A 13,191-nucleotide genomic window follows, 5' to 3' on the forward strand; every position below is an offset into this window, starting at 1 on the left:
GGATCCCCTCCAACGAATATTGCGGCAGTCACTTACTCTCCCACAACCACCAAGTTGCAGTACCATCAGCATGACATGGGCTTAGCTACCGGGATCGGAACGGTTAACCGGGCGTTTCCCCACCACTATCACCACCGCAAAACCATCAGACAACCACCACACACGAGAGTGTGTGTGGTAGTGGTCCAAGAACCGTACAGCGAACGCGAACACCATCGTGTCATCTCGTCAAAAAATCGTTAATGCTTTTCACGCACACACCAACCCTCTTGGGTTGTGTGAGTGATCGGCGTATTAGTACCAGTCAACTCCACACCTCACAGTGCTTCCATACCCGGCCTATCAACCCAGTGTTCTCCTGGGCACCTCTCCCCACAAAGGGATGGAAATCTCATCTCGGAGCAGGCTTCCCGCTTAGATGCTTTCAGCGGTTATCCTTCCCGAACGTAGCCAACCAGCCATGCACCTGGCGGTACAACTGGCACACCAGAGGTTCGTCCGTCCCGGTCCTCTCGTACTAAGGACAGCCCTCCACAAATTTCCTACGCACGCAGCGGATAGGGACCGAACTGTCTCACGACGTTCTAAACCCAGCTCGCGTACCGCTTTAATGGGCGAACAGCCCAACCCTTGGGACCGACTCCAGCCCCAGGATGCGACGAGCCGACATCGAGGTGCCAAACCATGCCGTCGATATGGACTCTTGGGCAAGATCAGCCTGTTATCCCCGAGGTACCTTTTATCCGTTGAGCGACCACGCTTCCACAAGCCATGGCCGGGTCACTAGTCCCAGCTTTCGCTCCTGCTCGACACGTCCGTCTCACAGTCAAGCTCCCTTGTGCACTTACACTCGACACCTGATTGCCAACCAGGCTGAGGGAACCTTTGGGCGCCTCCGTTACTCTTTAGGAGGCAACCGCCCCAGTTAAACTACCCATCAGGCACTGTCCCTGAACCCGATCAGGGTCCGAAGTTAAGGAATCCAGAATGGTCAGAGTGGTATTTCACTTGCCGACTCCACCCGATCTGGCGACCAGGCTTCAACATCTCCCACCTATCCTACACAAACCACACCGAAGCCCAATACCAAACTATAGTGAAGGTCTCGGGGTCTTTCCGTCCTGCTGCGCGTAACGAGCATCTTTACTCGTAATGCAATTTCGCCGAGTTCGTGGTTGAGACAGCAGAGAAGTCGTTACGCCATTCGTGCAGGTCGGAACTTACCCGACAAGGAATTTCGCTACCTTAGGATGGTTATAGTTACCACCGCCGTTTACTGGGGCTTAAATTCTCCGCTTCACCCAAGGGTTAACGGGTCCTCTTAACCTTCCAGCACCGGGCAGGCGTCAGTCCGTATACATCGACTTACATCTTCGCACGGACCTGTGTTTTTAATAAACAGTCGCTTCTCTCTGGCCTCTGCGACCACCACCAGCTCCCAACCGCAAGGGCTGTTCACCAGGATGGCCCCCCTTCTCCCGAAGTTACGGGGGCATTTTGCCGAGTTCCTTAACCACGATTCTCTCGATCACCTTAGTATTCTCTACCTGACCACCTGTGTCGGTTATAGGGTACGGGCAACACACACCCTCACGTCGATGCTTTTCTCGGCAGCAGAGGATCACCAGATCACCCCACCACTGTGGGGCGCCCATCAGCTCTCACACACTCGTGGGGACGGATTTGCCTACCCCCACATGCTACGACCTTAGACCACGACTACCATCGCGTGGCCTGGCTACCTTTCTGCGTCACACCTCACGCTTACCGACTCCACACTCAGGTCCTCACCACCCCACCAACCAGACATCCGAAGACGCCACGGGTGGACCGGGGAGTTAGTCTCATGTGTTTTGGTATTGTCGGTTGTGTGTCGGTACCAGAATATCAACTGGTTGTCCATCGACTACGCCTGTCGGCCTCGCCTTAGGTCCCGACTTACCCAGGGCGGATTAGCCTAGCCCTGGAACCCTTGGTCATCCGGTGGACGGGTTTCTCACCCGTCTTTCGCTACTCATGCCTGCATTCTCACTCGTGACGCCTCCACCACTCGTTCACACGGCGACTTCACTGGCGACACGACGCTCCCCTACCCAACACCACACCATTACAGTATCGTGATGCTGCCACAACTTCGGCGGTGTACTTAGCCCCGCTACATTATCGGCGCTCAATCACTTGACCAGTGAGCTATTACGCACTCTTTCAAGGGTGGCTGCTTCTAAGCCAACCTCCTGGTTGTCTTCGCAACTGAACATCCTTTCCCACTCAGCACACGCTTAGGGGCCTTAGTTGATGGTCTGGGCTGTTTCCCTCTCGACAATGAAGCTTATCCCCCACTGTCTCACTGCCACGCTGAACCTTACCGGCATTCGGAGTTTAGTTGACGTCAGTAACCCGGTGGGGCCCATCAGCCATCCAGTAGCTCTACCTCCGGCAAGAACCACGCAACGCTGCACCTAAATGCATTTCGGGGAGAACCAGCTATCACAGAGTTTGATTGGCCTTTCACCCCTAACCACAGGTCATCCCCTCCATTTTCAACTGAAGTGGGTGCGGGCCTCCACAACATCTTACTGCTGCTTCACCCTGCCCATGGCTAGATCACTCCGCTTCGGGTCTAGGACACGCGACTGGACCGCCCTATTCGGACTCGCTTTCGCTACGGCTACCCCACACGGGTTAACCTCGCCACGCACCGCTAACTCGCAGGCTCATTCTTCAAAAGGCACGCCATCACACCAACACGGGTGCTCTGACGGATTGTAAGCACATGGTTTCAGGTACTCTTTCACTCCCCTCCCGGGGTACTTTTCACCATTCCCTCACGGTACTGATCCGCTATCGGTCATCAGGAAGTATTTAGCCTTACCAGGTGGTCCTGGCAGATTCACACGGAATTCCACGAGTTCCGTGCTACTCGGGGACACGTGTCACACCGGGGCCACGCGTTTCGTCTACGGGACTCTCACCCACTCCGGTACTGTTTCCCACCAGCTTCGACTACACGTAAGCACTCATCAGCGTCTCGGTCATGCTGAACCGAACACACACACCCCACAACACCATGTACGCAACACCAGCACGCTTGACACGCACACGGTTTAGGCTCATCCAGTTTCGCTCGCCACTACTCCCGGAATCATTCTTATTTTCTCTTCCTACGGGTACTGAGATGTTTCACTTCCCCGCGTTCCCTCCACACACCCTATATATTCAGGTGCGGGTCACCGCACTCGCATGCGGCGGGGTTCCCCCATTCGGACATCCTCGGATCACAGCCCGTTTATCGGCTCCCCGAGGCTTATCGCAGATTTCCACGTCCTTCATCGGCTCCTGATGCCAAGGCATCCACCATGCGCTCTTACACACTCACACCCACCCCTAGAGGTTGGTATCAGTGTGCGCGAAAATATCACACTAAGATTTTTTGACTCAAAGAAAATCACACTACACACCAGCACAAAGGCTGGTGCTTGATGCTCGCGTCCACTATACGATTCTCAAACCACTACCAATCACCACCCCAGCCAGCACCAGCACTGCTGCTGCCTCTGGGTTGGGTCGGTGCCTGGTGAAACCACTTGTGGTTCCAGGACCCAACAGCGTGTCTGTTCTATCCGACCACCCACCCACCGTGCCCGGGGCATTGACCCCAGCCCGGCTGGTTGGGCGAGCGAAGTATGTGATGTTCCACCCTTGAGCAACCCACCCGAACCACACATGGGTTCTGTTGGTGGGCACCATACTGGTGTGCTCCTTAGAAAGGAGGTGATCCAGCCGCACCTTCCGGTACGGCTACCTTGTTACGACTTAGTCCCAATCACCAGTCCCACCTTAGACGGCCCCCTCCTTACGGTTAGGCCACCGGCTTCGGGTGTTACCGACTTTCGTGACTTGACGGGCGGTGTGTACAAGGCCCGGGAACGTATTCACCGCAGCGTTGCTGATCTGCGATTACTAGCGACTCCGACTTCACGTAGTCGAATTGCAGACTACGATCCGAACTGAGACTGGCTTTAAGGGATTCGCTTGCCCTCACGGGTTCGCCTCTCTCTGTACCAGCCATTGTAGCATGCGTGAAGCCCAAGACATAAAGGGCATGATGATTTGACGTCATCCCCACCTTCCTCCGAGTTGACCCCGGCAGTCTCCTATGAGTTCCCACCATCACGTGCTGGCAACATAGAACGAGGGTTGCGCTCGTTGCGGGACTTAACCCAACATCTCACGACACGAGCTGACGACAACCATGCACCACCTGTACACCAGCTTCAAAGAAGAGGACCTGTTTCCAGGACGGTCCGGTGTATGTCAAGCCTTGGTAAGGTTCTTCGCGTTGCATCGAATTAATCCGCATGCTCCGCCGCTTGTGCGGGCCCCCGTCAATTCCTTTGAGTTTTAGCCTTGCGACCGTACTCCCCAGGCGGGGCACTTAATGCGTTAGCTACGGCGCGGAGAACGTGGAATGCCCCCCACACCTAGTGCCCAACGTTTACGGCATGGACTACCAGGGTATCTAATCCTGTTCGCTCCCCATGCTTTCGCTCCTCAGTGTCAGTTACAGCCCAGAGTCCCGCCTTCGCCACCGGTGTTCCTCCTGATATCTGCGCATTTCACCGCTACACCAGGAATTCCAGACTCCCCTACTGCACTCTAGTCAGCCCGTACCCACTGCACGCGCAACGTTAAGCGTTGCGTTTCCACAGCAGACGTGACCAACCACCTACGAGCTCTTTACGCCCAATAATTCCGGACAACGCTCGTACCCTACGTATTACCGCGGCTGCTGGCACGTAGTTAGCCGGTACTTCTTCTGCAGGTACCGTCACTTGCGCTTCTTCCCTGCTGAAAGCGGTTTACAACCCGAAGGCCGTCATCCCGCACGCTGCGTCGCTGCATCAGGGTTTCCCCCATTGTGCAATATTCCCCACTGCTGCCTCCCGTAGGAGTCTGGGCCGTGTCTCAGTCCCAGTGTGGCCGGTCGCCCTCTCAGGCCGGCTACCCGTCGTCGTCTTGGTGAGCCATTACCTCACCAACAAACTGATAGGCCGCGAGCCCATCCCCAACCGAAAAAACTTTCCACCACCAGACATGCGTCCGGCAGTCGTATCCGGTATTAGACCCAGTTTCCCGGGCTTATCCCGAAGTCAGGGGCAGGTTACTCACGTGTTACTCACCCGTTCGCCACTCATCCACCCGGTGCAAGCACCAGGCTTCAGCGTTCGACTTGCATGTGTTAAGCACGCAGCCAGCGTTCGTCCTGAGCCAGGATCAAACTCTCCATAAAAAAATTTACTTCTAGTGATCCCGGCAAGACAGTCACCCATCCACGGGGGTGGACGGTGACCCCACCATGAACCGAAACAGTCCATGGATTTTGGTTGTCTTACCAGAAAAAATTTCTGGCATCACATTGTTCAAACAAACACGCTATTGGATTCTCAAACCACAAACACACACCCACACCACACACGAATATTCGCGTGCTCGTTGGGGGCATCCACAGGATTGCGTCCGCCCGATCCACACACCCGGACTGTCCTGCCCAAACTACTGTTTGTGCTGGTGACACCCGGTGGAAACACCCCGTTGTTGTGGTGTTCCCGGTGAGGCGAACGAGATATAACTCTAGACCACCCGAACACCCCCACGCAACCCGAAAACCGAAACTTCGGCTGTGACAACCGTCACCGCTGTAGTCAAGCGGGAAAGCGGCTCTTCACGAGGGCGCCCCGAGGGCCGGTTGCGGGAGGATCCCCGCACCCGGCCCGCTGACAGAACATCAGTCGTCCGCCTCGGCGCCGGTGGTCGTGTAATAGGCGTAGCCGAGGAGGCTGACGACGATGGCGGCGATGATGCTCGGTCGCGCCAAGGTCTCATAGGCGGCGTCGATCCACGCCCCCTGAGCGAAGACGAGACCGACGAGCTGGGTGATGACGATGGTGAAGGCAAGGACGAGGAAGATCGCCATGGCCAAGGTGAAGAGCGGGAGCAGGATGGTCTTCAGGGTGGTTCTCATGTCAGCCTCCCACAGGGACAGGAACGATGCTCAGCGCGATGAGCACGCCGAGGATGAAGATGGGTACGACGTAGTAGATGACCAGGGGGATGAATGTCTTCTCCGGTTGCGCCTCGGTGAGGCCTGAGGCGACGAAGATCGATCCCGAGGCCGGCGGCGAGGCGCCTTCCGTCGAGGCGAAGACGAGGATCGCGACGACGGCGAGCAAAGGGTCGATGCCCGCCGCGACCATCGAGAACAGCGCCACCTGCCCGACCGCGCTCAGGGTCGCTGTCGACGAGAGCGGACCGGCGACGACGACCACGAGGACGCCGATGAGCGTGACGAGCAGCCAGAGAGGCAGATCGAGTGTCTCCAGGAGCGAAGTGACATCGGTGGCGAGGCCCAGTGAGGCCAGCACCTCGGAGGCCATGATCGCGAAGAAGAGGATCGCGCCGATGGTGTAGAAGCGGGGGACGGAACCGGCGAGGAACTCCCACCATTGCCGAGCGCTCTTCGGGAGCTCCTTCCGGGCGACGATCGCGCTGATGGCGATGATGAGGATCGGGATCCACATGATGAGTGAGATGTTGCCCAGCGACTCCCCGATCGTGGCGATCGATGAGAGGAAGTCCGCGAGAGGTCCGACGGTGATGAGGATCGGAATGATCGCGCCGAGGAAGACGAGCACTGACGTCCAGCCGAGGCGCAGCGATGTCCGCAGAGGGACGTGGTCCGCTCCCGTCTCCGGCCTGATCCCGTCGCGGTGGACGAACCAGGCGGTCAGCCCGATGCGCAGGAGCACCTGGTACGAGCCCGCGACGAGCAGCGCCAGATACACCTGTGACGTCGTCACCAGGGTTCCGGCGAACCCGATCATGATGATCATCGACGCACTCGGCGGAAGTGCCGCGCCGAGGCCCGCGTTGCCGGCGATGACGGTGGCCGCACGTTCACGTTTCCAGCCGGTGCGGACCATCCACGGGCCGGTGATCGACCCGGATGCGGCGGCATTGCCTGTGTTCGATCCCCCGGCCAGTGCTCCCATGGCCGCCGAGGCGACGGTGTCGACATAGGCCGGCCCGCCGGGCAGACGCCCGAGCAGAGAGGAGAGGATCGTGATGAGCTTGTTCATCACACCGGTCCGTTCGACGAAGTAGGTCATGAACACGAACGCGACCGCGGCGTAGAGCACTTCGTTCTCGGAGGCTTCGACGAAGGCGTCGGCGGCGAACTGTGGGGCGTTGGCACCCGCGAAGAGCAGTGTGACGATGAAGCCGAGCAGCATCGCCTCGGCCATATTCCGTTTGATGACGACATTCCAGATCACGATGACCGCGATGAAGACTGCCAGGGCGATAAGGGCGAGAGGCATCGTTGTCCTCCCCTTTCTGATCGGTGGTGGGTCCTAGGACTGGGTGCTGCTCGCAGCCGTCGCGCGGATCTCCTTCTGACGTCGCTGTTCGTCGGCGATCACCGCTCTGCCCGCTGCGACCGCCTGTTCGGCTGAGGTCGCGGGGACGACGAGGACTCCATCGGCATCGGCGACGATGTAGTCGCCGTGGTGGCAGACCGCTCCGGCGACGGAGATCGTCTCGCGGAGGCGCCCGGGTCCCGATTTGTACGGGCCCGCCGGTGAGACGGCTCTCGCCCACACGGGGAAGCCGAGCTGTGCGATCTCCGCCGCGTCGCGGATGGCGCCGTCGATGACCATTCCTGCGATCCCCCGAATCTGAGCCCGTTCAGCGATCAGTTCTCCGATGAGCGCCCGGTCGGTCTCACCGCCGCCGGCGATGACGAGGATGTCGCCCGGGCGGGTGAGCGGAAGCGCGCGATGGATGGCTTGATTGTCTCCCGGACGTGTGAGGACGGTGAAGGCCCGTCCGGCGATGGGGGCACTGTCCCACATGGGTTTGATGCCCGAGTCGAGGAATCCGAGGCGATCGCCACCGTCGCCGAGGGCGGACGTCGGAAGCGCTGCGAGTTCGGCGGCAAGGTTCGAACCCTGTGCTCGCGCCACCCCGAGATGGACGGAACGGGCAGCCTCGCTCATCGGCCAGGGGTGTGCGTGTTCGGCCAGGAGGTCGATGCTGTCGCCGAGCTCGGCTGCGCGCCGGAGGGCGTGCGTCCGGGTGCCGGTGAGAAGCCGATCGAGCGTGGCCTCCCCATCGGCGAGTTCCCCTGCGATCTGGGCACGCATCCAGTCGACCTCCCCGGACTCCTCTCCTGCCCGCATCGATTCGGTGATGAGGGCGCCGAGACCCTTCATGAAAACGCTGCGGAGCAGCTTCCGCTGGGAGGCGTCACCGATGCGTCCCTGGATGGGTTCGGCGTCGGCTCCGACGATCCGCAGAAGCTCGGCGGCCTCCTCGGAGTGAGCCCCGGAGAGGAGTACGCGGACTCTGGCACCGTAGCGCGGTACGGAGCCGATGACCGCACCGTCGACGACCTTCGCTCGCGGGCCGAGCGCCTCGGCGACCTCCTGTTTGCGTGTGGGCGACGCGGCGTTGAGGTCGAGGAAGAGCGCGCCGTCCTGCAGTGCTTCCGACGCCTCCTCGGCCACCGCGACCGACGGACCTGCCGTCGTCAGACCGAGGACGAGATCAGCGCCGGCCACCGCCTCGGCGATGCTGCCGGCCATCGACACCCCGCTGGGAGGATCGATCGGGCGCGGATCGAACCCGACGACTTCACATCCGGCCTCGACGAAGGCCGCCGAATAGAGCGATCCGGCTTCACCGAGACCGAGTACTGCAACACGCATCTTCGCGCTCCTATCATTCTGTGATAGTTTCTATCATTGTGTAGTAGGTGGTGATCAGTGTGATCCAGCCGCTGCGTCAAGTCAAGGGCTGCAGCGACGATTCGCTCTGCGAAGATGGGTCCGTCGGCGATTTCAGGAGGACATTCGGTGGCAACGACGAACAACCAGGGGCGGACGCTCGATCGAGCCCTCGATGTCCTCGAGTGCGTGACGAGCACCCACGAACCGGTGACCCTGACCGAGATCTCACGCGCAACGGGACTGCATCTCGCGACGACGCAGCGCCTCATCGGCCAGCTGGTCAAGCGCGATTACCTCAAGAGCACCCCGCGCGGCTACACGCTCGGTCCCCAGGTGCTGCCGATGTCGCACTCGTTCGTCCTCCAGGATCGGCTCGCCCTGGTCGCGCCGAGCGTGCTCTCAGCACTGACGGACCACACCTCTCTGACGTCATCGGTGTTCGTCCGGGTGGCGGATCGCCGCGTGCTCGTCTCCCGGTTCGAGGCCCCCAACCCCCTGAGCTACCAGTTCCCGGTCGGGCAGGTGCTCGGCCTCTTCGTCGGCGGCGGAAAGGTCTTGCTGGCACACGCCGAGGAAGAGGATCGGGAGCGCCTGCTCGCCGACTACGAGCCTGTGGCGCTCTCGAGCGGTCGCCTGCAGAACCTCGAGGAGCTGCGGAACGATCTCGAGCAGATCCGCGAGACCGGCTATTTCCTCGCCGAGGCGGAGCGGAGCAAGGACAGCCTGAGCACGACCGTGCCCATCTGGTCACCGGACGACAGCCTGTTGGGCACGATCAATCTCGTCGCGAACACCGGGGACACGACCAGGAAGGAGCTCGAGAGGCACACCTCGACGCTTCTCCAGGCGAGCCGGCGGATCACCGCCCAGATGTGACGTCTTAATCCGACAAGGCGGCATGCGCGGATCGTAGACTGGGTCCATGACCCAGAAGGAACAGCGCGAACGTCTCGGCCAGAACGATCTCGACCTCGAAGACGGTCTCGTCCAGGAGGCGTCTGCAACCGTCACCGAGGGAGCCGCGCGTCTCAATCGGAAGCTGCCCGAACTCATCGTCACTGGTCTCTTCGGTGGAATCGACGTCGGCCTGGGGATCCTGGCGATGATCCTCGTCAAACAGGCCACAGGGTCGGATATCCTCGCCGGCATGGCCTTCGGCATCGGTCTGCTGGCGCTCAAACTCGCTCATTCCGAGCTGTTCACCGAAGAGTTCCTCCTGCCGCTCAATGCCGTCCTCGCAGGAGAGGCGAACTGGCTTCAGCTGGTGCGCCTGTGGGTGATCAGCCTGGCGACGAACCTGGTGGGCGGGGCGGCGTTCGCCTGGCTCATCGTCCTCGGCCTGCCCGACTATCACGCGGTGCTCGTCGACACGGCCCTCGGCTACATCGATCAGCCCTCACTCGCGGTGATGATCGGGCTCTCCCTTCTCGCGGGAGCGACGATCACCCTGGCCACGCGCATGCAGCAGGGGGCGACGAATCAGGTGGTCACCGCGATCGTCTGCATGGTCACCGGACTGCTCGTCATCGGGTTCAGCATGCTCCACGGGGCGATCAACGCGATCATGATCTTCGCGGCTATGTTCGCCGGCGCCGACATCTCAATCCTGCAGTTCCTCCAGTGGTTCGTCATCGTCATCATCTTCAACATGCTCGGCGGACTGCTCGTCATCGCACTCCCGCGGGTCATTCGGACCTATCGGGTGCTCAAAGCGGTGCGTCGGGGTGAGATCTCGCTCGAGGAGCTGCAGGCGCAGGCGTCTCAGGACTGAGGTCCGGTTCGCGTCACCGCTGGTGGTACCTGGGCAGCACGGCGTCGCTGTCGACGATCTGCTTGCCCAGTGGCATGAGCGAGACGGGGATGAGTTTGATGTTCGCCCATCCGAGCGGGATGCCGATGATCGAGACGAACAGCGGGATCGACGTGATGACGTGTCCGATCGCGAGCCAGATGCCGGCGACGACGAGCCAGATGATGTTGCCGATCGTCGCACCGATCCCGGCGGTCCCGGTGTCGACGACCTCACGGCCGAAGGGCCAGAGCGCGTAGTTGCCGATGCGGAACGAGGCGATTCCCCACGGGATGGTGACGATGAGGATGCAGCAGATGATGCCGGCGATGTAGTAGCCGATGGCCAGCCACAGGCCGGAGAAGATCAGCCAGATGAGGTTGAGCAGGGTCTTCACGGTGTGCTCCTCTTTCGTCGTGGAGTTCCATCGTCGTCCACCATGACCCGGGTCGGCAACTGCGGTTGTCTGCATTTCTGCCTGGGGAGATCCCTACGCGGAGGTCTGGTTCCGCCTCACACCTTTGGCCGACGCAGCCCTTTCACCACGAGCTGAGACGCTCAGCTTCCTCACGCCCCGAGGCGAATACGAGTACCAGGGAGGCGATCATGCCTGCCAACAGCACTGCTCCGCCCCACCCGGCATCGGACTCGTCGGGCCCGACGGCGATGAGCGAGAGGAGCACCGGGACGAGTGAGCCCACCAGCCCGAGAACAGCGACGATCCGCGAGAATCTGCGCCGGCCGCCGGTCATCAGCCCCGCGGCGACGATCGGCAGCACGACGAGGACGAGCATCGCCACGATGATCGCCAGTCCGATGAAGCCCACCAGGAAGGCGATGAGAAGCGCCGGGGAGTCCGACGAGCCCGAGTCCTCTCCGAGCAGGACCTCCGCTCCGGAGTTCGACAGCCCGGCGCCCGCGATCGTGGCCACCGAGAACGGCTCATCAGCATCCTCGGCGGTGGTTTCCGTGAACATCGGAAGGAAGGTCCCGAGCACGAGCAGAGCGGCAGCACCGAGGCAGCACAGGGAGATCAGGGCCCGTTCGAGGCGGAGCACCCGGTAGTGAAGGCGGTTGACCTCGGCAGTCAGATCTCGCCCATCCGCGCCCGGAGGACGACCGACGCCGCGCGGCGAGGCATCCCGCTGCACGGCGTCGTCGCTGCTCATCGGCTCATCCGATCCAGGCTCATCGATTCCGGTCTCAGCCGACGATGTCGACCGCTCCGAGGGTCTTCTTGCCGCGGCGCAGGAGGACGACTCCCCCGCCGGCGGTGTCGAGGACGTCGTCGGCGGTGAGCGTCTGATCCTCGCCGGACACCTTGACGTTGTTGACGTAGGCGCCGCCGTCCTTGATCGCCCGGCGGGCTTCGCCCTTGGACTTGACGATGCCCGCGGTGACGAAGGCGTCGGCGACGGGCACGCCTGCACCGAGCGATGCCGCAGGGACCTCGCCGCGCGGCAACTCGGCGGTCGCGGCACCGAGGGTCGCCGGGTCGAGGGACGTCAGCTCACCGCCGCCGAAGAGCGCGGCAGCCGCGGCGATCGCCTGATCGTACTGCTCACGTCCGTGGACGAGGGTGGTGACATCCTCGGCGAGGACCTTCTGCGCCAGTCGGGTGTGCGGGGCAGCTTCGAACTCGGCCCCGATGGCCTCGAGCTCCTCGAGCGGACGGAACGAGAAGACCTTGAGGTACTTCATGACGTCGCGGTCGTCGGCGTTGAGCCAGAACTGGCTGAACGCGTACGGGCTGGTCAGCGAAGCGTCGAGCCAGACGGTGCCCGACTCGGTCTTGCCGAACTTCGTGCCGTCGGCCTTCGTGATGAGCGGGGTCGCCATCGCGTGGACGCTGGTCGCCTCGACGCGGCGGATGAGGTCGACGCCCGAGGTGAGGTTGCCCCACTGGTCGGATCCGCCGGTCTGCAGGGTGCAGCCGTAGCGGCGGTAGAGCTCGAGGTAGTCGTTGCCCTGAAGCACCTGGTAGGAGAACTCGGTGAAGGACAGGCCGGACTCGTTCTTCAGGCGCGCGGACACGGACTCCTTCGCGAGCATCCGGTTGACCGGGAAGTGCTTGCCGATGTCGCGGAGGAAGTCGATCGCCGAGATCTCCGACGTCCAGTCGTAGTTGTTGACGACCTGGGCCGCGTTCGGTCCGGTGAAGTCGAGGAAGCGTTCGACTTGGGCACGGATCTTGCCGACCCATTCCTCGACGATCTCGCGCGGGTTGAGCGTGCGCTCCCCCGACATCCGCGGATCGCCGATGAGTCCGGTGGCCCCGCCGACGAGCGCAAGCGGACTGTGCCCGGCCTGCTGGAGGCGGGAGGCTGTGATGAGCTGGACGAGGTTGCCCATGTGCAGGCTCGGCGCGGTCGGATCGAACCCGACGTAATAGGTCAGCGACTCCTCGTCCAGAGCTGTCTGGAGCGCGGTCTCGTCGGTCGACACCGCCACGAGCCCGCGGGCTTTGAGGTCACTGAATACGTCGGTCACTTCGGTCCTTTCGAAACTGTGTGGACTGCCGGCATCGAACCGGCCCTCCCAATTCTACGGCGTACGTGAGACCGTGACCGTTGCGGTCCGGGGTGAGTCCTTCCCCGCCGAGGTGGTCGGACGTTC

General features: G+C 61.5%; 8 protein-coding genes and 3 rRNA genes. 2 read left to right on the forward strand and 9 right to left on the reverse strand.

Annotated features, from left to right (window positions below; translation table 11 throughout):
• Positions 1-19: 19 nt before the first annotated feature.
• From rrf to ACQ1RG_RS15040, 6 genes are all read right to left on the reverse strand, one after another.
• Positions 20-139 (reverse strand): 5S ribosomal RNA (gene rrf / locus ACQ1RG_RS15015).
• Between the two features lie 135 nt (positions 140-274).
• Positions 275-3,378: ribosomal RNA gene (locus ACQ1RG_RS15020) — 23S ribosomal RNA — on the reverse strand.
• A 386-nt stretch (positions 3,379-3,764) separates the two neighbouring features.
• Positions 3,765-5,290 (reverse strand): 16S ribosomal RNA (locus tag ACQ1RG_RS15025).
• Together the 16S, 23S and 5S rRNA genes form the textbook arrangement of a ribosomal RNA operon.
• Before the next feature lie 495 nt (positions 5,291-5,785).
• Positions 5,786-6,022, reverse strand: a complete 237-nt coding sequence (locus tag ACQ1RG_RS15030) for a hypothetical protein (protein WP_063250036.1) — start codon at positions 6,020-6,022, stop codon at positions 5,786-5,788.
• A 1-nt stretch (position 6,023) separates the two neighbouring features.
• On the reverse strand, positions 6,024-7,376 hold the full coding sequence (locus ACQ1RG_RS15035; protein ID WP_063250035.1) for a TRAP transporter large permease subunit: 1,353 nt from the start codon (positions 7,374-7,376) through the stop codon (positions 6,024-6,026).
• A gap of 33 nt (positions 7,377-7,409) precedes the next feature.
• Positions 7,410-8,765 carry an NAD(P)-binding domain-containing protein gene (locus tag ACQ1RG_RS15040; RefSeq protein WP_119297170.1) on the reverse strand — a complete coding sequence of 452 codons (1,356 nt, stop codon included), beginning with the start codon at positions 8,763-8,765 and terminating at the stop codon, positions 7,410-7,412.
• A gap of 147 nt (positions 8,766-8,912) precedes the next feature.
• Between ACQ1RG_RS15040 and ACQ1RG_RS15045 the strand changes: the two genes are divergently transcribed.
• Together ACQ1RG_RS15045 and ACQ1RG_RS15050 are read left to right on the forward strand one after the other, a co-directional pair.
• Positions 8,913-9,662: an IclR family transcriptional regulator gene (locus tag ACQ1RG_RS15045; protein ID WP_119297171.1), complete on the forward strand. Its 750-nt coding sequence runs from the start codon at positions 8,913-8,915 to the stop codon at positions 9,660-9,662.
• A gap of 46 nt (positions 9,663-9,708) precedes the next feature.
• Positions 9,709-10,557 carry a formate/nitrite transporter family protein gene (locus ACQ1RG_RS15050; protein WP_119297172.1) on the forward strand — a complete coding sequence of 283 codons (849 nt, stop codon included), beginning with the start codon at positions 9,709-9,711 and terminating at the stop codon, positions 10,555-10,557.
• Positions 10,558-10,570: 13 nt separating this feature from the next.
• On the opposite strand, the gene ACQ1RG_RS15055 is transcribed toward ACQ1RG_RS15050, so the two are convergent.
• The 3 genes from ACQ1RG_RS15055 to tyrS all read right to left on the reverse strand — a co-directional run bounded on the left by ACQ1RG_RS15055 (position 10,571) and on the right by tyrS (position 13,065).
• Positions 10,571-10,972, reverse strand: a complete 402-nt coding sequence (locus ACQ1RG_RS15055; RefSeq protein ID WP_009381140.1) for a YccF domain-containing protein — start codon at positions 10,970-10,972, stop codon at positions 10,571-10,573.
• A gap of 142 nt (positions 10,973-11,114) precedes the next feature.
• Positions 11,115-11,744, reverse strand: a complete 630-nt coding sequence (locus ACQ1RG_RS15060; RefSeq protein WP_119297173.1) for a hypothetical protein — start codon at positions 11,742-11,744, stop codon at positions 11,115-11,117.
• A 34-nt stretch (positions 11,745-11,778) separates the two neighbouring features.
• Positions 11,779-13,065 (reverse strand): tyrosine--tRNA ligase, encoded by a 1,287-nt coding sequence (gene tyrS, locus ACQ1RG_RS15065; RefSeq protein ID WP_119297174.1) that lies wholly within the window; start codon positions 13,063-13,065, stop codon positions 11,779-11,781.
• Between the last annotated feature and the right edge of the window lie 126 nt (positions 13,066-13,191).

The sequence above is a fragment of the Brevibacterium sp. K72 genome, from assembly GCF_050562175.1.
In the GTDB taxonomy this organism is placed as follows: domain Bacteria; phylum Actinomycetota; class Actinomycetes; order Actinomycetales; family Brevibacteriaceae; genus Brevibacterium; species Brevibacterium casei.